The sequence below is a fragment of the Massilia sp. 05N420 genome, from assembly GCF_056397205.1.
In genome coordinates, this window is sequence record NZ_JBFTMX010000151.1 from 1 (window position 1) to 508 (window position 508).

Sequence of the window (508 nt, forward strand, 5' to 3'; positions counted from 1 at the left end):
GTATTGGACGATGTGCCGAGTCATGCACCCTTCGTAAATGGCAATGGCTGGCTGCTGAGGGAGCCCGACGACCTGCCTTCCGTATTGGACGATGTGCCGAGTCATGCACCCTTCGTAAATGGCAATGGCTGGCTGCTGAGGGAGCCCGACGACCTGCCTTCCGCCTTTCGAGCCATTGCCCGAGATCCAGATGTCTTGGCATCGATGTCCGCCCAGTCCCTAAAAATCGCATCGCGTCTCTTGGATTACCGAGCCCTCGCTGCGCGCATATTGAAGTAAGCTACCATGAAGAAAATACTCGTTGTTTTTGGGACCCGGCCTGAAGCGATCAAGATGGCGCCCCTATGCCATGCGCTTAGGGCGAAGCACGACGAATTCGATCTCCGCATCTGCGTCACTGGCCAGCATCGGGATATGCTTGATCAGGTGTTGGGCGTCTTCAACATCGTACCCGATATCGATCTGGATATCATGCGCCCGGGTCAGACCCTTTTCGACATCACAGCGC

The 508-nt window shown here is 56.1% G+C and carries 1 protein-coding gene and 1 pseudogene; both read left to right on the forward strand.

Translation table 11 applies throughout. The annotated features are described in order from the left end of the window. Positions 1-279 (forward strand): annotated as a pseudogene (locus AC1DIX_RS27720) (hypothetical protein); the annotation flags it as partial. Positions 280-285: 6 nt separating this feature from the next. Then, positions 286-508: UDP-N-acetylglucosamine 2-epimerase (locus AC1DIX_RS27725; RefSeq protein WP_477328549.1), on the forward strand; the 223-nt coding region annotated here is incomplete at its 3' end.